The organism is Streptomyces sp. NBC_01707 (assembly GCF_041438805.1).
In the GTDB taxonomy this organism is placed as follows: domain Bacteria; phylum Actinomycetota; class Actinomycetes; order Streptomycetales; family Streptomycetaceae; genus Streptomyces.
The window spans coordinates 7,754,941-7,776,483 of the sequence record NZ_CP109190.1 but is presented as its reverse complement, the minus strand read 5'-3'; the positions used below and the strand labels follow the sequence as shown (position 1 = coordinate 7,776,483).

At 68.5% G+C, this 21,543-nt stretch carries 16 protein-coding genes; 8 read left to right on the top strand and 8 right to left on the bottom strand.

Going from position 1 to position 21,543, the window contains the following annotated elements:
- Nucleotides 1-78 precede the first annotated feature (78 nt).
- A complete protein-coding gene (gene dop, locus OG963_RS34815; protein ID WP_371126420.1) occupies nucleotides 79-1,590 on the bottom strand; it encodes a proteasome accessory factor PafA2 family protein in 1,512 nt (503 codons plus the stop codon).
- Nucleotides 1,591-1,826: 236 nt separating this feature from the next.
- Entirely contained in the window at nucleotides 1,827-3,593 is a 1,767-nt protein-coding gene (gene arc, locus OG963_RS34810; protein WP_030968479.1) for a proteasome ATPase, read from the bottom strand.
- A gap of 241 nt (nucleotides 3,594-3,834) precedes the next feature.
- On the opposite strand from arc, the gene OG963_RS34805 reads away from it, so the two are divergent.
- Nucleotides 3,835-4,146: a ferredoxin gene (locus OG963_RS34805; RefSeq protein ID WP_030918428.1), complete on the top strand. Its 312-nt coding sequence runs from the start codon at nucleotides 3,835-3,837 to the stop codon at nucleotides 4,144-4,146.
- Between the two features lie 39 nt (nucleotides 4,147-4,185).
- Here the strand turns inward: OG963_RS34805 and OG963_RS34800 are convergent, their stop codons facing one another.
- From OG963_RS34800 to OG963_RS34790, 3 genes are all read right to left on the bottom strand, one after another.
- On the bottom strand, nucleotides 4,186-4,773 hold the full coding sequence (locus OG963_RS34800) for a hypothetical protein (protein ID WP_030918425.1): 588 nt from the start codon (nucleotides 4,771-4,773) through the stop codon (nucleotides 4,186-4,188).
- 257 nt (nucleotides 4,774-5,030) lie between these two features.
- Nucleotides 5,031-5,936: a tRNA (adenine-N1)-methyltransferase gene (locus tag OG963_RS34795; RefSeq protein ID WP_030918422.1), complete on the bottom strand. Its 906-nt coding sequence runs from the start codon at nucleotides 5,934-5,936 to the stop codon at nucleotides 5,031-5,033.
- Between the two features lie 52 nt (nucleotides 5,937-5,988).
- A complete protein-coding gene (locus OG963_RS34790; protein ID WP_176902253.1) occupies nucleotides 5,989-7,236 on the bottom strand; it encodes a site-2 protease family protein in 1,248 nt (415 codons plus the stop codon).
- Nucleotides 7,237-7,407: 171 nt separating this feature from the next.
- Here OG963_RS34790 and OG963_RS34785 point away from each other — a divergent pair, with 171 nt between their 5' ends.
- Together OG963_RS34785 and OG963_RS34780 are read left to right on the top strand one after the other, a co-directional pair.
- Nucleotides 7,408-8,253 carry a PD-(D/E)XK nuclease family protein gene (locus tag OG963_RS34785; protein WP_327425236.1) on the top strand — a complete coding sequence of 282 codons (846 nt, stop codon included), beginning with the start codon at nucleotides 7,408-7,410 and terminating at the stop codon, nucleotides 8,251-8,253.
- 9 nt (nucleotides 8,254-8,262) lie between these two features.
- Nucleotides 8,263-8,934, top strand: coding sequence for a response regulator transcription factor (locus tag OG963_RS34780; RefSeq protein WP_030918413.1), 672 nt, complete (start codon nucleotides 8,263-8,265; stop codon nucleotides 8,932-8,934).
- Between the two features lie 45 nt (nucleotides 8,935-8,979).
- Here the strand turns inward: OG963_RS34780 and OG963_RS34775 are convergent, their stop codons facing one another.
- From OG963_RS34775 to metH, 3 genes are all read right to left on the bottom strand, one after another.
- The gene (locus OG963_RS34775; protein ID WP_093775148.1) at nucleotides 8,980-10,581 is read right to left on the bottom strand and encodes an ABC transporter substrate-binding protein; all 1,602 of its coding nucleotides are present in this window, start codon (nucleotides 10,579-10,581) and stop codon (nucleotides 8,980-8,982) included.
- A 363-nt stretch (nucleotides 10,582-10,944) separates the two neighbouring features.
- Complete coding sequence (locus OG963_RS34770; RefSeq protein ID WP_093775146.1) at nucleotides 10,945-11,646, bottom strand: HAD family phosphatase; 702 nt, start codon at nucleotides 11,644-11,646, stop codon at nucleotides 10,945-10,947.
- 119 nt (nucleotides 11,647-11,765) lie between these two features.
- Nucleotides 11,766-15,278, bottom strand: coding sequence for a methionine synthase (metH, locus tag OG963_RS34765; protein WP_093775144.1), 3,513 nt, complete (start codon nucleotides 15,276-15,278; stop codon nucleotides 11,766-11,768).
- A gap of 240 nt (nucleotides 15,279-15,518) precedes the next feature.
- On the opposite strand from metH, the gene OG963_RS34760 reads away from it, so the two are divergent.
- The 5 genes from OG963_RS34760 (at nucleotide 15,519) to OG963_RS34740 (ending at nucleotide 21,531) form a co-directional block, all read left to right on the top strand.
- Nucleotides 15,519-16,283, top strand: a complete 765-nt coding sequence (locus OG963_RS34760) for an IclR family transcriptional regulator (RefSeq protein ID WP_030918405.1) — start codon at nucleotides 15,519-15,521, stop codon at nucleotides 16,281-16,283.
- A 231-nt stretch (nucleotides 16,284-16,514) separates the two neighbouring features.
- Nucleotides 16,515-17,306 (top strand): MIP/aquaporin family protein, encoded by a 792-nt coding sequence (locus tag OG963_RS34755; protein ID WP_030918401.1) that lies wholly within the window; start codon nucleotides 16,515-16,517, stop codon nucleotides 17,304-17,306.
- A gap of 55 nt (nucleotides 17,307-17,361) precedes the next feature.
- Nucleotides 17,362-18,888 carry a glycerol kinase GlpK gene (gene glpK / locus OG963_RS34750; protein ID WP_093775142.1) on the top strand — a complete coding sequence of 509 codons (1,527 nt, stop codon included), beginning with the start codon at nucleotides 17,362-17,364 and terminating at the stop codon, nucleotides 18,886-18,888.
- Nucleotides 18,889-18,893: 5 nt separating this feature from the next.
- On the top strand, nucleotides 18,894-20,504 hold the full coding sequence (locus OG963_RS34745) for a glycerol-3-phosphate dehydrogenase/oxidase (protein WP_319326980.1): 1,611 nt from the start codon (nucleotides 18,894-18,896) through the stop codon (nucleotides 20,502-20,504).
- Between the two features lie 355 nt (nucleotides 20,505-20,859).
- Nucleotides 20,860-21,531 (top strand): FadR/GntR family transcriptional regulator, encoded by a 672-nt coding sequence (locus OG963_RS34740; RefSeq protein WP_030918392.1) that lies wholly within the window; start codon nucleotides 20,860-20,862, stop codon nucleotides 21,529-21,531.
- Nucleotides 21,532-21,543: the final 12 nt, after the last annotated feature.

The window sequence follows — 21,543 nt, the reverse complement described above, 5'->3', positions numbered from 1 at the left end:
CCTACGGGGTCCGACATTGGCCCGGTACTTGTCTCAACGCACGGGGGCCATCTCGATGATTCCCTGATCGCGGCCATTTCAGCCGCCGGACAGCACCCGGACCAGCTCTTCCGCCGTACGACAGCGGTCCAGGAGCTCCTTGACGTGGTTACGGGTCCCACGGAGGGGTTCCAGGGTGGGCACCCGCTGCAAGGAGTCATGGCCCGGCAGATCGAAGATCACCGAGTCCCAGGAGGCAGCGGCGACGTCGTCCGCGTACTGTTCCAGGCAGCGGCCACGGAAGTACGCCCTGGTGTCCTCCGGAGGCTTCGCACGGGCCTGTTCGACCTCGTTCTCGTCCAGCAGGCGCTTCATCTTGCCGCGGGCCACCAGACGGTTGTAGAGGCCCTTCTCGGCCCTCACGTCGGCGTACTGGAGGTCCACCAGGTGCAGCCGGGGCGCGTCCCAGTCCAGACTGTCGCGCCGGCGGTAGCCCTCCATGAGCTCCCGCTTGGCGATCCAGTCGAGCTCCCCGGAGAGGCTCATCGGATCGTTCTCCAGCCGGTTGAGCGTGTCCTCCCAGCGGATCAGGACGTCCTTGGTCTGCTCGTCGGCGTCCGCCCCGTACCGCTCCTCGACGTACTTGCGGCCGAGCTCGAAGTACTCCATCTGGAGCTGCACCGCGGTGAGCGTCCGACCGCTACGCAGCGTGATGAGATGCTGCAGCGAGGGGTCGTGGGAGACGTGGTGCAGGGTGCGCACCGGCTGGTCGACGGCGAGGTCGACATTGATGAAGCCGTCCTCGATCATGGACAGGACGAGCGCCGTGGTGCCGAGCTTGAGATACGTGGAGATCTCCGACAGGTTCGCGTCGCCGATGATCACATGCAGGCGGCGGTACTTCTCGGCGTCGGAGTGCGGCTCGTCGCGGGTGTTGATGATGGGGCGCTTGAGCGTGGTCTCCAGGCCGACCTCGACCTCGAAGTAGTCCGCCCGCTGGCTGATCTGGAAGCCGTGCTCGTGGCCGTCCTGGCCGATACCGACGCGGCCGGCCCCGGTGACGACCTGGCGGGAGACGAAGAACGGGGTCAGGTGGCGCACGATGTCCGAGAACGGGGTCTCCCGCTTCATCAGGTAGTTCTCGTGCGTGCCGTACGAGGCGCCCTTGTTGTCGGTGTTGTTCTTGTAGAGGTGGATCGGCTGGGCGCCGGGCAGCTGGGCCGCGCGTTCGGCGGCCTCCGCCATGATGCGTTCGCCGGCCTTGTCCCACAGGACCGCGTCCCGCGGGTTGGTGACCTCCGGCGAGCTGTACTCGGGGTGCGCGTGGTCGACGTAGAGCCGTGCCCCGTTGGTGAGGATGACGTTGGCGAGGCCGATGTCCTCGTCGGTCAGCTGACTGGAGTCGGCGGTCTCGCGGGCGAGGTCGAAGCCTCGCGCGTCTCGCAGCGGGTTCTCCTCCTCGAAGTCCCAGCGGGCGCGTCGCGCCCGGTGCATCGCCGCCGCGTAGGCGTTGACGATCTGGGACGAGGTGAGCATGGCATTGGCGTTGGGGTGGCCGGGCACGGAGATGCCGTACTCCGTCTCGATGCCCATTACTCGCCGTACGGTCATGCGGCCCTCCTTGCCCGGCGGCGTTCCCTTCCGGGATCGGCGCTCAAGTACCGCTGCTTGTCCGGTGCGTGTGCGGTGCCCGTCCCCGCACTGCGCGACCGGGCGGTACGGAAGAGCCTAGAGCGCCTCTGCGCTGGTGGGGAGATCAATTACGTCATTGCTCCGGTGTCGTGGGAGCTGTCCGGAAAGCAACCGGCTGCGGATGCCCGGCCGGGCATCCGCAGCCGGTCTGCGTTCTACAGGTACTGCCCGGTGTTTGCCACCGTGTCGATGGAGCGACCCGTGTCTGCGCCCTGTTTTCCGGTGACGAGCGTACGGATGAAGACGATCCGCTCGCCCTTCTTGCCGGAGATCCTGGCCCAGTCGTCGGGGTTGGTGGTGTTGGGAAGGTCCTCGTTCTCCTTGAACTCGTCCACGCATGCCTGGAGGAGGTGGGAGACGCGAAGGCCCTTCTGGCCCTGGTCGAGGAAGGCCTTGATGGCCATCTTCTTGGCCCGGTCGACGATGTTCTGGATCATCGCGCCGGAGTTGAAGTCCTTGAAGTACAGGACTTCCTTGTCGCCGTTGGCGTACGTGACCTCGAGGAAGCGGTTCTCCTCGGACTCGGTGTACATCCGCTCGACGACGGACTGGATCATGGCGTGCGCCGCGGCTTCCTTGGAGCCGGTGTGCTCGGCGAGGTCGTCCGCGTGCAGGGGCAGGGAAGCCGTGAGGTACTTCGCGAAGATGTCCTTCGCGGCCTCCGCGTCCGGACGCTCGATCTTGATCTTCACATCGAGGCGGCCGGGCCGCAGGATGGCCGGGTCGATCATGTCCTCACGGTTGGAGGCGCCGATCACGATGACGTTCTCCAACCCCTCCACACCGTCGATCTCGGCGAGCAGCTGCGGAACGATGGTGTTCTCCACGTCCGAGCTGACGCCCGATCCGCGGGTGCGGAAGAGCGACTCCATCTCGTCGAAGAAGACGATGACGGGGGTACCCTCGCTCGCCTTCTCACGGGCCCGCTGGAAGACGAGGCGGATGTGCCGCTCGGTCTCACCGACGTACTTGTTGAGGAGCTCAGGGCCCTTGATGTTGAGGAAGTAGCTCTTGCCTGCGGGCTGCCCGGTCACCTCGGCGACCTTCTTGGCCAGGGAGTTGGCGACGGCCTTGGCAATGAGCGTCTTGCCGCAGCCGGGCGGGCCGTAGAGCAGGATGCCCTTCGGCGGCCGCAGCTCGTGCTCCTTGAAGAGGTCGGGGTGGAGGTAGGGGAGCTCGACCGCGTCCCGGATCAGCTCGATCTGGTCGCCCAGGCCGCCGATCTTGTCGTAGTCGATGTCCGGAACCTCTTCGAGGACGAGCTCCTCGACCTCGCTCTTCGGCACCACTTCGTAGACGTAGCCGGACCTGGGTTCGAGCAGCAGCGCGTCGCCGGGCCGGATGTTGATGTCGAGAAGCGGTTCGGCGAGCCGTACCACCCGTTCCTCGTCGGTGTGCCCGAGAACCAGGGCCCGCTCGCCGTCCTCGAGGATCTCCTTGAGGGTGACGATGTCCCCTGCCCGCTCGAATTCCATGGCCTCGACCACGTTGAGCGCTTCGTTGAGCATGACTTCCTGGCCACGCCGGAGGTCGTCGAGCTCGACGCTGGGGCTGACGTTCACCCGGAGCTTGCGGCCCCCGGTGAAGATGTCGCAGGTACCGTCCTCGTTGCCCTGCAGGAAGACTCCGAAGCCGGCCGGTGGCTGTGCGAGCCGGTCGACCTCCTCCTTGAGGGCGACGATCTGGTCACGGGCCTCGCGCAGGGTGTTTGCGAGCCGCTCGTTCTGTGCTGAGACGCCTGCGAGGTTGGTCTGCAACTCGACGATCCGCTCTTCGAGAATCCTCGTATGGCGCGGAGAGTCGGCGAGCTTACGTCGCAGGACGGCGATTTCCTGCTCGAGATAGGCGACCTGGCCGGCTGGGTCTTCAGACCCCCGCCCGGGCCGGATGCCGCGGTTGATGTCGTCGTCGTGGGCTGCCACGGTCCTCACCTCCTCCAAGGGGAGCTGGACGCTTCCTGACCCTACCTGGGTGGGTGCTGATTGAAACCCCTAGATCACAAAGACTCCGGGACGTGTCCGATCTTCACCCTTGCGCTCTCCCTCACGCCAGGGGAATACCCACCCTTCAACATCGGAAAGCGGCCGGTTGTATCGTCGAACCGTTCAACACCCGTCAGGGCTGGCCATTTTTGGTTCGGATACGCAGGAAACGGCAGGAGAAATGACCGTGCAGCAGGACGCCCCGACCGGCAGCGACTCGCAGGATCTGGAGGTCTGGATCGACCAGGACCTCTGCACCGGGGACGGCATCTGCGTGCAGTACGCACCGGAGGTGTTCGAGCTGGACATCGATGGTCTGGCCTATGTGAAGAGCGGCGAGGACGAGCTGCTGCAGGACAAGGGGGCGACGACGCCCGTTCCGCTGCCGCTGCTGCAGGACGTGGTCGATTCGGCCAAGGAGTGCCCCGGCGACTGCATTCATGTACGGCGCGTTTCGGACAGGGTCGAGGTCTACGGTCCCGAAGCTGCCTGATCCGGCCGCCCCGGCCGGCCTGCTGCACGCAGTGACCGGTCAGGCGCTGCCCGTCTTGCTCTGCGCGGCACGGACGAAAGCGCCGTTCCGCCACTGCCAGGTCACCTTTTCCTGCTGGTCGGGGCAGCAGCGCGGGACGTCGACCGAGGAGTAGCCGAGGAGCGTGGCGGAGATGATCCCGTCACGCACGGTGAGGTCGCCGACGCTCATCTTCTGCGCGGGGTCCACCAGGGTCGCAACGATCCGAGGTGCGGCCCCGCTTCCCTGCGTGAGGACGTAGACACCGCTCGGCGGTGTACCGGATCCGGCCGCGCAGTGGACCACCGCGACGGTCTCCGGGCGGCCGTCGCCGTCGAGGTCGCCCGGGGCCCGATCGGCAACGGTGCTGTCCGCCGTCCCGCACTGCAGCGGGAAGGTCACACGGGCCGGATCGGGGGCCGCGACGGTTGCGGTGCCATGCTGCGCGGTCGTGCGGTGCGAGGTCGAGGCGGAGGCCGAGGCGGTCGCGTCGTCGGGCTGGAGCATGCCTGCCCCGGCGATGACGGCGGCCATGGCGGTCGCGGTGGCGAGCCAGTGCATCGGCGTCGTGTCGGTGTGCGCGAGGTCCGGGAGGTCGGAGGTCTGCACGCGGGATGTCTCCTGTGGTTCCTGTGGTTCGGCGATGCCCAGTGACGACGGGACCGGTGGGGCGAACGCCGTAGGTGGGGGTGGCCAGCATCGTGCCATACCTCACAGGGCAGTGGAACGGTGGGGTGGGTACGGATCCCGATTCCCGGCGGGCGGTCCCGTTCAGGCAGCCATCGCGCGGGCAACGAAAAGGCGCCGCCGCCGAGTTCCCGGGTCGGTCCGGGAACTCGGCGGCGGCGCCGGTACGTTGCGCGGGGTCAGCCGCGAGAGGAGCCGCTCTGGCTGCCGGGGCCGTCGTAGTCCTCGCCGTAGGCGCCCTTGGCGGGCCGGCGGCGGCGCAGCGGGGCCTCCACACCGTCGGCGAGGCGACGGGCGGTGACGAGGAAGCCGGTGTGGCCGATCATGCGGTGGTCCGGGCGGACGGCCAGGCCCTCGACGTGCCAGTTACGGATCATCGATTCCCAGGGCTGCGGCTCGGCGAAGCAGCCCATCTCACGGATGGACTCGACGGTCCGGGCGAGCTGGGTGGTGGTCGCGACGTAGGCGCAGAGGATGCCGCCGGGCACGAGCGCCTTGGCGACGGCGTCCAGGCACTCCCAGGGGGCGAGCATGTCGAGGATGACCCGGTCGACGTCGGTGTCCGACAGGTTGTCCTGCAGGTCGCCGACGGTGAGCTGCCACGCGGGGTGCGGTTCGCCGAAGTAGCGCTCGACGTTCTGCTGGGCGATCTCGGCGAAGTCCTCGCGGCGCTCGTACGAGTGCAGCATGCCCTGGTCGCCGATGGCGCGGAGCAGGAAGGTGGAGAGCGAGCCGGAGCCGACCCCGGCCTCCACGACGCGGGCGCCGGGGAAGATGTCGGCGAACGCCAGGATCTGCCCCGCGTCCTTGGGGTAGACCACGGCGGCGCCGCGGGGCATGGACAGGACGTAGTCGGGGAGCAGGGGGCGCAGCGCGAGATAGGCGACGTTTCCCGTGGTTCGGACCACACTGCCCTCGGGCGCACCGATCAGCTCGTCGTGCGGGAAAGAACCCTTGTGGGTGTGGAAGTTCTTTCCGGCTTCGAGCGTGAAGGTGTAGTGGCGTCCCTTGGGGTCGGTGAGCTGGACCTGGTCCCCGACCTTGAAGGGCCCACGTCGGCGGGCGGCACCGGTCGGTTCAGACATGTGACCAGCGTACCGGTGTTTCCGGGGGCTCCGACCGCCCGCCCGGAGCGGCTCAGGCCGCGGGGCGGGCCATGGCGGCGACGAAGGCGCGTTCGACGTCGGCCGTGGAGAGGACGCCGTAGATCTCGCCGGTCTCCTCCAGGACGAGGTACTCGGTGGCCGGGCTGGCCCTGAGGGTGTCCAGGAGCGTCTCGCCGGACAGCTCGACGGAGATCTTCATGCCGTCGGTGAGGTCCTGGGCGAGGGTGCTCACCGCGACCCAGGGGCGACGGTGTTCGGGGACCGAGCCGATGGCGGCCTCGCGGACGACAGCCTTGGGGTCGCCGTGCCCGTCGACGACGACGAGCGCGCGGGCGCCCGCCTCGTTGGCCCGGCGCAGCGCCTCGGAGAGCGGTGTGGCGGCCTCGACGGGCACGGCGCGTCGGGTCAGGGTGCGGGCGCGCAGCTCGGGGAGGTGTTCGCGCAGGCGGGCCATCCGCAGGCTGTTGCCGGCCCCTGTCCAGATGATGGCGCAGAGGATCGCGGCGAGCAGGGCGTCGGTGACGGTGTCCATGCCGCTGATGTCGTCGGTGTTGTTCCCGAACCCCCCGGTCTGGGTGAGGAGCGGGAGTCCGACGAGGACGCTGACGGCGAGGGCGCGGCCGACCCAGGCCGCGGCGACGGTGCCGCTCATCGGGCGTCCGGTGATCTTCCAGACGACGGCCCGGAGCATGCGGCCTCCGTCCAGCGGCAGCCCGGGCAGCAGGTTGAAGGCGGCGACGATGAGGTTGGAGATCATCAGCCCGGCCAGCAGGACCCCGGGGACGGTGCCGGGTTCGACGAACTTCATGCCGAGGTAGAAGACGCCGGCGAGGACCAGCGAGAGGAGCGGGCCGACGAAGGCGAGGAGGAATTCGCGGCCGGGGGTCTCCGACTCCTTCTCGATCTCGGAGACACCGCCGAAGAACTGCAGCTGGATGCGGCGCACAGGGAGTTTGTAGCGGAGTGCGACCACGGTGTGGGCGAGTTCGTGGACGAGCACGGAGGCGTAGAAGGCGATCGCGAAGAAGAGGGAGACCAGATAGCGGGCCGTGCCGAGCTCGGGCAGCACCCGCTCGAGCTGACCGCCGAAGACCCAGGTGATGAGCGCCGCGACGAGGAACCAGCTGGGTGCGACGTATACCGGCACACCGAAGGGACGGCCCATCAGGAGGCCGCCGCCCGGCTCTCGGGGGCGTCGCGGTTTGCCGTTCTCGGGCGCGGCAGGGTCGGTTCCCCCTCCGCCGGGCTGCGGCCGGCCGCTGTCGCCGCTCTCGTCCACGGGGTCCCTTCGGTCGGTGCCGTTCGGCACGATCATGCAGTGTGCGAGGGTCTGTGGTCGATGGTATGCCGATGAGTGTCAGTGGGGGGTCGTAGGGTCTTCGTCATGACTTCCGTGCCCCGGCCGCCGCAGCCCCCTTCGTCCCTGTCGCCGTCGCGGGCGAGTGACTTCATGCAGTGTCCTCTGCTGTACCGGTTCCGGGTCATCGACAGGCTGCCGGAGAAGCCCAGCGAGGCAGCTACCCGGGGCACGCTGGTCCATGCGGTGCTGGAGCGGCTGTTCGACAATCCGGCGGCGGAGCGTACGGCCGGCCGGGCCACGGCGCTGATCCCCGGCCAGTGGGACCGGCTGCTGGAGTCGAAGCCGGAGCTGTCGGATCTGTTCGCCGACGATGCGGAAGGCGAGCGGCTCTCGCGCTGGCTGGCGGAGGCGGAGCGGCTGGTGGAGCGGTGGTTCTCGCTGGAGGATCCGACGCGACTGGAGCCGGCCGAGCGGGAGCTGTTCGTCGAGACGGAGCTGGAGTCGGGGCTGCGGCTGCGCGGGGTGATCGACCGGATCGATGTGGCGCCGACGGGCGAGGTCCGGATCGTGGACTACAAGACGGGGAAGGCGCCGCGGCCGGAGTACGCGGAGGGCGCCCTGTTCCAGATGAAGTTCTACGCCCTGGTGATCTGGCGGCTGAAGGGTGTGGTGCCGCGGCGGCTGCAGCTGGTCTATCTGGGCAGCGGCGACGTCATGACGTACGACCCGGTCGTGGCCGATCTGGAGCGGGTGGAGCGCAAGCTGCAGGCCCTGTGGGAAGCGATCCGGCTGGCCACGGAGACGGGCGAGTGGCGGCCCCGGCCGACGAAGCTCTGCGGTTGGTGCGACCACCAAGCGGTCTGTCCGGAATTCGGCGGGACTCCCCCGGTATACCCGCTGTCCGTACGGGCGGCGGAATCAGGGCAGGGTGTCCAGGGCACAATGGGCCCGGTCCGGGCCGGGACCGGCCGGCCCGCGGCCGTCGAAGGACCTTGAGGAGATCTGGTGGCAATCCGCGTCCTACTGGTCGATGACCAGCCGCTGCTGCGCACCGGCTTCCGGATGATTCTGGAGGCCGAGGGAGACCTTGCGGTGGTGGGTGAGGCCGGTGACGGCCTCCAGGCCCTCGATCAGGTGCGGGCGCTGCAGCCCGATGTGGTGCTGATGGACATCCGCATGCCGCGGATGGACGGCGTCGAGGCCACGCGCCAGATCACCGGGCCGGGGCGGGACGGTCCGGCGAAGGTGCTGGTGCTGACCACGTTCGATCTCGACGAGTACGTGGTGGAGGCGTTGCGCGCCGGTGCCAGCGGCTTTCTGCTGAAGGATGCTCCGGCCAACGAGCTGGTGCAGGCGATCCGGGTGGTCGCGGCGGGCGAGGCGATGCTCGCGCCGAGCATCACGCGCAGGCTGCTGGACAAGTACGCGGACCATCTGCCGTCGGGCGAGGACGCCGTGCCGGACACACTGCACACGCTGACGGAGCGTGAGGTGGAGGTGTTGAAGCTGGTGGCCCGCGGCCTGTCGAATGCGGAGATCGCCGCCGACCTGTTCGTCAGCGAGACGACGGTCAAGACGCATGTGGGCCATGTACTGACGAAGCTGGGGCTGCGCGACCGGGTGCAGGCCGCGGTGTACGCGTACGAGAGCGGGCTGGTGCGCCCCGGCGCCCAGTGATCCGGCCGGTGCGGCCGGGACGGGACGCCGGGGTGGCACCGTGTTTCAGACGGCGCTGCGGCCGAGCTCCCAGAGCTGCAGGTCGGCCGAGGAGTTGACCGACCACTCGACGCCGGTGAGGCCGTCGCGTGAGGCGACGTACTGCTTGCCCTGCCAGATCGGAAGTACGGGAACGTCGGTGGCGACGATGTCCTGGAGCTTCTGGAAGGTCTTGGCGGCCGAGGCCCGGTCGTCCTCCCGGCGGGACTGCGGGATCAGCGTGGTCTGGGCCAGTGCGGACTTGTACGGCGAGTTGAGGAAGTTGTTCCTGTCGAGGAACGGCGCCGTGTAGTTGTCCGGGTCCGGGAAGTCGGGGAACCAGCCCATGCCGTAGACGGCGTAGTCGCCACGCTTCTGGGCGGGGCGGTACTTCGCCCAGGGGGTGCCCTGGACATTGACATCGAACAGCCCGGTCGCGTTGAGCTGCTTCTTCAGCGCCTTGAACTCGGTCGCGGTGGCGGGCCCGTAGTGGTCGGTCGTGTAGTGCAGGGTGAATTTCACCGGCGTCTGGATGCCGGCGTCCTGCAGGATGGTGGCGGCCTTGGTGGTGCTGGGCTCGCCGTACTTGTTGTAGAACGAGTTGGCGTGTCCGGTGATGCTGGACGGGATGAGCGAGTAGAGCGGCTCGGCGGTGGCGCCGTAGACCTGCCCGGCGATCTGGCCCCGGTCGACGACCTGGGCGATGGCCTGCCGGACGGCCTTGCTCTTCACCGCGGGGTCGGTGGTGTCGAAGGCGAGATAGCTGATGGCGAGGCCGGGCATCTCGGTGAGCTTGATGCCGTCCTTCGGCTGCTCCAGCATCTGCTGCGCCTGCCCGGGAGACATGGTGCGGGTCATCATGTCGATCTTCTTGGCGTCGAGCGCCTCGCCCATCGCCTTGGCGTCGGGGAAGAGGTCCAGCTCGACCTTGTCGTTGAGGACCTTCAGGTCGCCCTTGTAGTGCGGGTTCCTGGTGAAGAGGACCTTGACGACCTGGTCGTTCCTGACCTCGGGCTTCATCGTGTACGGACCTGAGCCGTCGACCTGGAAACCGCTGCGCGGGGACCTCGCCGGGTACTTGCTCTTCTGCACGATGCCGGCGGCCGGGGTGGCGAGCTTGTACGGGAACGTCGCGTCCGGCGTCTTCAGGTGGAAGATGACTTCGTCGTCACCGCTCGTCTCGATCGTGTCGATGTTTGCGAGCAGACCGACGGGGCCGCTGTCGGACTTGATGTCGATGACGCGGTTGATGGAGTACTTGACGTCCTCGGCGGTGACGGGCGTGCCGTCGGCGAACGTGAGGCCGGTGCGCAGCCTGCAGCGGTAGCTCTCGTTCTCCCGGTCGGTGAAGGTGCAACTCCTGGCCGCCTCGGGGACGGGCTGGCCGCCGCCGCGCGGCACGTGGGTCAGGGTCTGCACGGTCTGCCGCAGGACGTTCCAGACGCCTGCTTCATAGCCTATGGCGGGGTCGAGCGGCGCGGGGTTGTCCTCGGTGGCGACGAACTGGTCCGTGGTGCCGACAACGATGGCGGCCTTGCCATCGCTCCCGCTGTCCGTCCCGCCGCAGGCGGCGAGTACGGGCGCGAGCAGGCCGACGACGGCCGGCAGCACCAGAGTCTTACGGTTCATCTTGGACGTTCTCCCTCATCCGGCCATTGAGAAAACGACATTAGTGGGCGCCGCCGTTAATGCCGGACGAGTGCTCTGCGCTGTGTAATCGAATGATGAGGGGAATGGCCTGCGAGCCGATTTCCCGAGCGCGGAACGTTCTGCACAGGGCTCCACGAATCGGGACATAAGGGTGGATCAAAACGGACAGCTGGGTCGATCTTGAAGGAACCCAAAAGCCCGAGGCGTGATAAAACTCACGCCCGAGCTATTTCTTGGCTTTGACATGGCCCCGCCTTATGCACACGCACGTACGACGAAATGCGCACATCGCACCGGCGAGAGTTTTGCTGTTTATTCACAGAAATACTCTCGGTATACGTATCAACGCGCTCCGGTGACCAGTCCCCTGAGAAATGCGAGATCGACTTCTTCGAGGGAGCCCACGACGACCCGTCCGGAGGCGGGTGCGATCGGCGCCACGGACGGCACGGCGACGACCCGGCAGCCGGCCGCCTCCGCCGCGGCGACACCGGTCGCGGTGTCCTCGATGACCGCGCAGCGCTCCGGAGCCACCCCGAAGCCCGAGGCGGCGGTGAGGTACGGCTCCGGGTGCGGCTTCGTCCGGGAGACCTCGTCGCCCGCGACGGTGAGCGAGAAATGGTGGTGCCCGACCGAGTCCAGTACCCGGTCGATGATGCGCCGGTGCGAGGCGGAGACCAGGGCGGTCGGCACCTCGTGGGCCGCCAGCTCGGCGAGCAGCCGGGCGGCGCCCCGCATCAGCGGCACACCACGGCCGATACGCGCCTCGAAGCGGTCGTTGAGCAGCACGGTCAGCTCGGGAAGCGTGATGTCCGCGCCGGTGACATCGATGAGGTAGCCGGCGCTGCGGGTCATCGGGCCCCCGACGACCACGTTCTTCCACGCCTCGTCCAGCCGGTGACCGAGATCGGCGAAGACTTCGACTTCGGCGTCCCACCAGAAGCCCTCGGTGTCGACCAGGGTGCCGTCCATGTCGAGAAAGACGGCCTGAAGGGCGGCACCGTCCGCCATACGGGTCAAGGACGCGGAGACCGTACTGGTCATGCGGCACACCTTCCACGAGGGACGAGAAGGCCGGTCACCGTTTCCGGAGGAAAAGGCGACCGGCCTGCACTGGACCGACCAGTCTACGACTCGACCCGCGACAACGCGTCGATCATTTTCTACCGCGCGTTGAAGTACTTCGCTTCCGGGTGATGGATGACGATCGCGTCGGTGGACTGCTCCGGGTGCAGCTGGAACTCCTCGGAGAGGTGCACCCCGATCCGCTCGGGCTGGAGCAGGTCGGCGATCTTCGCCCGGTCCTCGAGATCGGGGCAGGCCCCGTAACCGAGGGAGAAGCGCGCACCGCGGTACTTCAGCGCGAACATGTCCTCGACGTCGGCCGGGTCCTCGCCGGCGAAGCCGAGCTCGGAGCGGACCCGGGCGTGCCAGTACTCGGCGAGGGCCTCGGCCAGCTGGACGGAGAGGCCGTGCAGCTCCAGGTAGTCGCGGTAGGAGTTGGCCTCGAAGAGCTTGGCGGTCTCCCCGCCGATCTTCGAGCCGACCGTGACGACCTGGAGGCCGATCACATCCGTCTCGCCGGACTCCTCGGGACGGAAGAAGTCCGCCAGGCAGAGGCGGCGGCCACGGCGCTGGCGCGGGAAGGTGAAGCGGGTGCGCTCGGAGCCGTCCTCGTGGAGCAGGATCAGGTCGTCGCCCTTGGACACGCAGGGGAAGTAGCCGTAGACGACGGCGGCTTCCAGCAGGTTCTCCGTGTGCAGCTTGTCGAGCCAGCCACGCAGGTGCGGGCGGCCCTCGGTCTCCACGAGCTCCTCGTACGTCGGTCCGTCACCGGCGCGGGCCTGCTTCAGACCCCACTGCCCCTTGAACAGCGCACCCTCGTCGAGCCAGGAGGCGTACTCCTTGAGCTGGATGCCCTTGACGACGCGGGTGCCCCAGAACGGGGGCTCGGGCACCGGGTTGTCGGTGGCGACGTCGGAGCGGACGCCGTCCTGCGGCTCGTCGACCTCCAGCACGGCGGTCTCCCGCTTGGGCACCCGGCGCTGCTTGAGCTCCGGGAGGGTGGCGCCGGGTACGCCGCGCTTCACCGCGATCAGGGCGTCCATCAGGCGCAGGCCCTCGAACGCGTCGCGGGCGTAGCGGACCTCGCCCTCATAGATCTCATGGAGGTCCTGCTCGACATAGGCCCTGGTGAGAGCCGCGCCGCCGAGGATCACCGGATATTCGGCGGCCAGCTTGCGCTGGTTCAGCTCCTCCAGGTTCTCCTTCATGATCACGGTGGACTTCACCAGGAGGCCGGACATGCCGATGACGTCGGCGCGGTGCTCCTGCGCGGCCTCCAGGATCGCGGAGACCGGCTGCTTGATGCCGATGTTGACGACGTTGAAGCCGTTGTTGGACAGGATGATGTCGACGAGGTTCTTACCGATGTCGTGGACGTCGCCACGGACGGTGGCCAGGACGATCGTGCCCTTGCCCTCCGCGTCGGACTTCTCCATGTGCGGTTCCAGGTAGGCCACGGCGGACTTCATGACCTCGGCGGACTGCAGCACGAACGGCAGCTGCATCTGGCCGGAACCGAACAGTTCGCCGACGACCTTCATGCCCTCGAGCAGGGTGTCGTTGACGATGTCGAGAGCCGGACGGGTCTGCAGTGCCTCGTCGAGGTCGGTCTCCAGGCCGTTCTTCTCACCGTCGATGATGCGGCGCTGGAGGCGCTCGTCGAGCGGCAGCGCGAGGAGCTCCTCGGCCTTGCCGGCCTTCATCGACTTCATGTTGACGCCCTCGAAGAGCTCCATGAGCCGCTGCAACGGGTCGTAGCCTTCGGCGCGGCGGTCGTAGATGAGGTCGAGCGCGACCTTCACCTGCTCCTCCTCCAGGCGCGCGATCGGCAGGATCTTCGACGCGTGCACGATGGCGGAGTCGAGACCGGCCTTGACGCACTCGTCGAGGAAGACGGAGTTCAGGACGACTCGAGCGGCCGGGTTGAGACCGAAGGAGATGTTCGACAGGCCGAGTGTGGTCTGGACGTCGGGATGGCGCCGCTTGAGCTCGCGGATGGCGCCGATGGTGGCGATGCCGTCCTTGCGGGACTCCTCCTGACCGGTGCAGATGGTGAAGGTCAGCGCGTCGATGAGGATGTCCGACTCGTGGACGCCCCAGTTGCCGGTCAGGTCCTCGATCAGCCGCTCGGCGACGGCGACCTTGTGCTCGACGGTGCGGGCCTGGCCCTCCTCGTCGATGGTCAGGGCGATCAGCGCGGCGCCGTGTTCGACCGCCAGTGCGGTGACCTTGGCGAAGCGCGACTCCGGCCCGTCGCCGTCCTCGTAGTTGACGGAGTTGAGAACGGCCCGGCCGCCGAGCTTCTCCAGTCCGGCCCGCAGGACCGGCAGCTCGGTGGAGTCGAGCACGATCGGGAGCGTGGAGGCGGTGGCGAAGCGTCCGGCCAGTTCCTCCATGTCCGCGACACCGTCGCGGCCGACGTAGTCGACACAGAGGTCGAGCATGTGCGCGCCCTCCCGGATCTGGTCGCGCGCCATCTCCACGCAGTCGTCCCAGCGGGCCTCCAGCATGGCCTCGCGGAACTTCTTGGATCCGTTGGCGTTCGTACGCTCACCGATGGCGAGGTACGAGGTGTCCTGACGGAACGGGACCGTCTGGTACAGCGAGGCGGCGCCGGGCTCGGGCCGCGGGTCGCGAGGGACGAGGGACGCGCCGCGCACGCGCTCGACGACCTGCCGCAGGTGCTCCGGAGTCGTACCGCAGCAGCCGCCGACCAGCGAGAGGCCGTACTCCTGGACGAACGTCTCCTGCGCGTCGGCCAGTCCTTCGGGGCCGAGCGGGAAGTGCGCGCCGTCCTTGGTGAGGACCGGCAGTCCGGCGTTGGGCATACAGAGCAACGGGATACGCGAGTGGCGCGTGAGGTAGCGCAGATGCTCGCTCATCTCCGCCGGGCCGGTCGAGCAGTTCAGGCCGATCATGTCGACGCCGAGCGGTTCGAGTGCGGTCAGCGCGGCACCGATCTCCGAACCGAGCAGCATCGTGCCGGTCGTCTCGAACGCCAGCGAGCACAGCAGCGGAAGGTCGCTGCCCAACGCCTCGAGCGCCCGTCGCGCACCCAGTACCGCGGCCTTGGTCTGCAGGAGGTCCTGTGTCGTCTCGATGATGAGCGCGTCCGCGCCGCCGGCGATCAGGCCCTCGGCGTTCTGCTGGAAACCGTCGCGGAGCACGGTGTACGGCGCGTGGCCCAGCGTCGGCAGCTTGGTGCCGGGGCCGATGGAGCCGAGCACCCAGCGCTGCTGTCCGGTGGAGGCCGTGAACTCGTCGGCCACCTCGCGGGCGATGCGCGCGCCGGACTCGGAGAGTTCGTGGATGCGCTCGGGAATGTCGTACTCGCCCAGGGCCGAGGCGTTGGCGCCGAAGGTGTTCGTCTCGACACAGTCCACGCCGACCGCGAAGTACTCCTCGTGCACGGAGCGCACGATGTCGGGGCGGGTCACGTTGAGGATCTCGTTGCACCCTTCGAGGTTCTGGAAGTCCTCAAGGGTGGGATCCTGCGCCTGGAGCATGGTGCCCATGGCACCGTCGGCCACGACCACTCGGGTGGCGAGCGCCTCGCGAAGGGCTTCGGCTCGGTTCCGGCTGTCGGCGGAAAGGGTCGGCAACGAGGCCATGGATGTGCTCCCTGGGATGCGACGGCTGTCGGCTTCACGGCTTCCGGAAGAGGCCGCACCTCGCCAGGGTAGCCGGGCAGCGCCTCGGAGCGTCACTGTGTCCCACGTGACGGACGGCATGCTGTGCGGGGGGCCATCCGGAGCCGAGCAGTCGAGCGGGTTCTCCGCACGACCGGACATGGGTCGACATCGACCGATAGTGTTCAGCATTGTCGAACCACAATGGAGGAGTACGGCGTCATGGCCAAGAACATCCAGTCGCTCGAGCGGGCGGCGGCGATGCTGCGCCTGCTGGCAGGTGGCGAACGTCGGCTGGGGCTCTCCGACATCTCCTCCTCACTGGGCCTGGCCAAGGGCACCGCACACGGCATCCTGCGCACGCTCCAGCACGAGGGCTTCGTCGAACAGGACACGGCGTCCGGCCGCTACCAGCTGGGTGCCGAGCTGCTGCGCCTGGGGAACAGCTATCTGGACGTCCACGAGCTGCGGGCGCGCGCCCTGGTCTGGACGGACGACCTGGCCCGCTCCAGCGGCGAGAGCGCCCACCTGGGCGTCCTGCACCAGCAGGGCGTGCTCATCGTCCACCACGTCTTCCGGCCCGACGACAGCCGGCAGGTCCTGGAGGTCGGGGCGATGCAGCCGCTGCACTCCACGGCACTGGGCAAGGTGCTGGCGGCGTACGACCCGGTGGCACACACCGAGGCCGTCGAGGGCGAGCGGCAGCCCTTCACCCCGCGCACCGTCACCGATCTGGAGGAGTTCGAGACGGTGCTCGACCTGACCCGGGCGCGGGGCTGGGCGGCCGATGTGGAGGAGACCTGGGAAGGAGTGGCCGCGGTGGCCGCACCGATCCACGACCGGCGCCGGATGCCGGTGGGCGCGGTGGCCGTGACCGGCGCGGTGGAACGGGTCTGCTCCGGCGGCGAGCTGCGCCCCGAGCTGGTGGCCGCCGTACGGGACTGCGCGCGGGCGGTTTCCCGGGATCTCGGCGCCGGGCGGTTCTGACCGATTTGACGGATCATCGGTAACGATCGTGTTATCCGTCCCACAACCCTTGACGCTTCATTCACCGGGGGTAAACACTGCCGTTCATCGGTCGACATTGTCGAACGCCTAACGGCAATACGCGCTAGGGTGTGACAGTGCCAAGGGCCGGTCAAGCCCTCACCTGAGGGCGCGGACCACCGGAGGGACCCGGGGTTCGGCTTCCCTGGACGAAGGACAAAGGAGTCGCGGGTGTCCAGCTCCGACATCTTCATCGGCGAGACCATCGGTACCGCCGTACTCATCCTGCTCGGCGGTGGTGTCTGTGCCGCCGTCACTCTCAAGCACTCCAAGGCACAGAACGCCGGCTGGCTCTCGATCGCCTTCGGGTGGGGTTTCGCAGTACTGACGGCCGCGTATCTGGCCGGCGGCGTGTCCGGGGCCCACCTCAACCCGGCGGTCACGATCGGCCTCGCGATCAAGGGTGGTACCGCGTGGAGCGACGTACCGCTGTACATCGGCTCCCAACTGCTCGGCGCGATGATCGGCGCGGTGCTGGTCTGGCTGACGTACTACGGACAGTTCCGGGCCCATCTGACCGACCCGGAGACCCTGTACAGCCGACCGAGTGAAGAGGGCATGGTCGACCAGGCCGCCGCCCCGAAGGCCGGCCCGGTGCTGGGCATCTTCTCGACCGGCCCGGAGATCCGAAATGCCGTGCAGAACGTGGTCACCGAGGTCATCGCCACCGTCGTGCTGGTCCTGGCGATCCTCACCCAGGGCCTGAACAACGACGGCAACGGGCTCGGCACGCTCGGGGCACTGATCACCTCCCTGGTCGTCGTCAGCATCGGCCTCTCGCTCGGCGGCCCGACCGGTTACGCGATCAACCCCGTTCGCGACCTCGGTCCGCGTATCGTGCACGCGCTGCTGCCGCTGCCGAACAAGGGCGGCTCCGACTGGGGCTACGCCTGGATCCCGGTCGTCGGCCCCCTCATCGGCGGCGCGATCGCGGGCGGTCTCTACAACCTCGCCTTCGCGTGAACCGTAGAGCCCTGAGCCGTAACCCTCAGATCCCACAGACTTCCAGGAGCACACCGTGACCGACGCACACACCACCGGACCGTTCATCGCTGCCATCGACCAGGGCACCACGTCGAGCCGCTGCATCGTCTTCGACAAGGACGGCCGGATCGTCTCCGTCGACCAGAAGGAGCACGAGCAGATCTTCCCGAAGCCGGGCTGGGTCGAGCACGACGCGGCCGAGATCTGGGAGAACGTCCAGGAAGTCGTCGCCGGCGCCGTCGTCAAGGCGGGCATCACCGCCGCCGACGTCAAGGCGATCGGCATCACCAACCAGCGCGAGACCACGCTGCTCTGGGACAAGAACACCGGTGAGCCCGTCCACAACGCCATCGTCTGGCAGGACACCCGCACGGACGCGCTCTGCAAGGAACTCGGCCGCAACGTCGGCCAGGACCGCTTCCGCCGCGAGACCGGGCTGCCGCTCGCCTCGTACTTCGCCGGCCCCAAGGTGCGCTGGCTGCTCGACAACGTCGAGGGCCTGCGCGAGCGCGCCGAGCGCGGGGACATCCTCTTCGGCACCATGGACTCCTGGGTCATCTGGAACCTGACCGGTGGCACCGAGGGCGGCGTCCATGTCACCGACGTCACCAACGCCTCGCGCACCCTCCTGATGAACCTGCACACCATGGCGTGGGACGAAAAGATCCTCGCGTCCATGGACATCCCGGCGGCCGTGCTGCCCGAGATCCGCTCCTCCGCCGAGGTGTACGGCACCGCGAAGGAGGGCGTCCTGGCCGGCGTCCCGGTCGCGTCCGCGCTCGGCGACCAGCAGGCAGCCCTCTTCGGCCAGACCTGTTTCTCCGAGGGCGAGGCCAAGTCCACGTACGGCACCGGCACCTTCATGCTGATGAACACCGGTGAGACGCCCGTCAACTCGTACAACGGGCTGCTGACGACCGTCGGTTACCGGATCGGCGACCAGAAGCCGGTCTACGCCCTGGAAGGCTCCATCGCCGTCACCGGCTCGCTGGTGCAGTGGATGCGCGACCAGATGGGCCTGATCAACTCCGCGGCCGAGATCGAGACGCTCGCCTCGTCGGTCGAGGACAACGGCGGTGCGTACTTCGTGCCCGCCTTCTCCGGCCTGTTCGCCCCGTACTGGCGTTCCGACGCCCGCGGCGTCATCGCCGGCCTGACCAGGTACGTCACCAAGGCGCACATCGCCCGTGCCGTACTGGAGGCCACCGCCTGGCAGACCCGCGAGATCACCGACGCCATGACCAAGGACTCGGGGGTCGAGTTGACGGCCCTCAAGGTCGACGGCGGCATGACCTCCAACAACTTGCTGATGCAGACGCTCGCCGACTTCCTGGACGCACCCGTGGTGCGTCCCATGGTCGCCGAGACGACCTGCCTCGGCGCCGCCTACGCCGCCGGTCTCGCCGTCGGCTTCTGGCCGGACACCGACGCGCTGCGTGCCAACTGGCGCCGGGCCGCCGAGTGGACCCCCCGCATGGACGCGGACACCCGCGACCGCGAGTACAAGAGCTGGCTCAAGGCCGTGGAACGGACCATGGGCTGGATCGAAGACGAGGAGTAATCGACATGACCACCCTGCAGAGCGTCCCGGCCCTCGGGACGCACCCGGCCTCCGGCTCCCTTCCGAGCCGTGCCGAGACTCGGGAGCAGCTCTCCAAGGCGACGTACGACCTCCTGGTGATCGGTGGCGGCATCCTGGGCATCTCCACCGCCTGGCACGCCGCGCAGTCCGGGCTGCGGGTGGCTCTGGTGGACGCCGGCGACTTCGCCGGCGCCACCTCCTCCGCCTCCTCCAAGCTGCTCCACGGCGGCCTGCGCTACCTGCAGACCGGCGCGGTGAAGCTGGTCGCGGAGAACCACTTCGAGCGACGTGCGGTGTCCCGCCAGGTGGCCCCGCACCTGGCCAACCCGCTCACCTTCTACCTGCCCGTCTACAAGGGCGGGCCGCACGGCGCGGCCAAGCTGGGCGCGGGCGTGTTCGCGTACTCGGCGCTGTCCGCGTTCGGCGACGGCGTCGGCCATGTGATCAGCCCGGCGAAGGCGCAGCGCGATGTGCCCGAGCTGCGTACGGACAATCTGAAGGCCGTCGCGGTGTACGGCGACGACCAGATGAACGACGCCCGGATGGCACTGATGACGGTCCGTGCGGCCGTCGACGCGGGCGCGGTCGTCCTCAACCACGCCGCGGTGACCGGGCTGCGGTTCACCAAGGGGCGGGTGACGGGCGCCGACCTGGAGGACCGTACGGACGGCACGGAGTTCGGCGTCACCGCCCGGCTCGTGCTGAACGCCACCGGCCCGTGGGTCGACCACCTGCGGAAGATGGAGGACCCGAACGCGGCGCCTTCGATACGTCTGTCCAAGGGCGCGCACCTCGTCCTGAAGCGCACCCGCCCCTGGAAGGCGGCGCTCGCCACCCCGATCGACAAGTACCGCATCACGTTCGCCCTGCCCTGGGAGGACATGCTGCTGCTGGGCACGACGGACGAGGAGTACGAGGGCGATCCGGCGGACGTCGCGGTCAACGAGAAGGACACCGCGCAGATCCTGGACGAGGCGGCGTTCTCGATCAAGGACCAGCAGTTGTCGCGCGATCTGATCACGTACTCCTTCGCAGGCCTGCGGGTGCTGCCGGGCGGTCCCGGCGACACCTCCAAGGCCAAGCGCGAGACGGTCGTGACGGAGGGCCGCGGCGGGATGCTGTCGGTCGCGGGCGGCAAGTGGACGACGTTCCGTCACATCGGCCGTACGGTGATGAACAAGCTGGCCGCGCTCCCCGGGCACCCACTGGCCGAGGACATGGAGCCGATGGCCCGTCTGCCGAAGAAGCTCCCCCTGCCCGGTATCGCCAACCCGAACGCGGTCGCGCACCGGCTGCTGGTCGACGGCGGAACGCCCGGACCGCGGATGGCCGCCGACACCGCGCGGCACCTCGCCACCCACTACGGCTCGCTGTCCTTCGACATCGCGCGGCTGGCGAACGACAACCCGGCGCTGGCCGAGCGCATCCACCCGGAGGCGCCGGAGATCTGGGCGCAGGTCGCGTACGCGCGCGACCACGAATGGGCCGAGACGGCCGACGACGTGCTACGTCGCCGGACGACGCTGACGATCCGCGGCCTGGCCACGGACGAGATCCGGACCAGGGTCGAGGGTCTGCTGGCCGACAAGGGCTGAGGCGGGCGACGCGGACGGGGGCGGTTTCCACGGGGGGAGCCGCCCCCGTCCGCGTACCGACGTGCGCCCGTGCCCGCCGGCCTGGAGTGCCGGTGCACGTGCCGCCGTACGCGCGCGATGTGACACGGGGGCGGTGGGGGTCGTGAAGTGATCGGTGCTCCGACCCCAGCACGGTCCATGGAGGAGATCGCCCCCGGTGGTACGACGCGAGGCGCCGTCGACGCTCCGGGACCGGGCGATCGGTCACCAGCTGCGGCAGACCCGGTTCATCCACCGGTTCCGACCCCCATAATGAAGGGAGACATCGGATGTCTTCTTCCGAAGTCTGATCCCGCCCGAATCCAGGAGGACCGTCATGGCTGTCACCGACGAGGCGATCGAGAAGATCAAGGGAATGATCGTCTCGGGCGCGCTACGGCCCGGCGACCGTCTGCCCAAGGAGAGCGAACTCGCGGCGGAGCTCGGGCTGTCCCGCAACTCGCTGCGCGAGGCGGTCCGCGCCCTTTCCCTGATCCGTATCCTCGATGTCCGGCAGGGCGACGGTACGTACGTCACCAGCCTCGACCCTCAGTTGCTGCTGGAGGCACTGAGCTTCGTCGTGGACTTCCACCGCGACGACACGGTGCTGGAGTTCCTGGCAGTCCGCCGGATCCTGGAGCCGGCCGCGACGGCCATGGCCGCGACCCGGATCACCGAGGCCCAACTCGACGTACTGAGTTCTCAGTTGGACGCGCTCGGCGCGCAGCCCTCGGTGGAGGAGCTGGTCGCCAGCGATCTGGAGTTCCACCGCGGCATCGTGCAGTCGTCCGGGAACTCGGTGCTCTGCTCCCTGCTCGACGGTCTCTCCGGGCCGACGACACGAGCCCGCGTGTGGCGCGGCCTGACGCAGGAGGACGCGGTCAGCCGCACGCTGCACGAGCACCGGGCGATCCTGTCGGCGCTGCGGGACCGGGACACGGAGGCGGCGCGGTCGTGGGCGACGGTGCATGTTGCGAGCGTGGAGCAGTGGCTGCGTTCGACGCTTTAGCGGCGCGTGCAG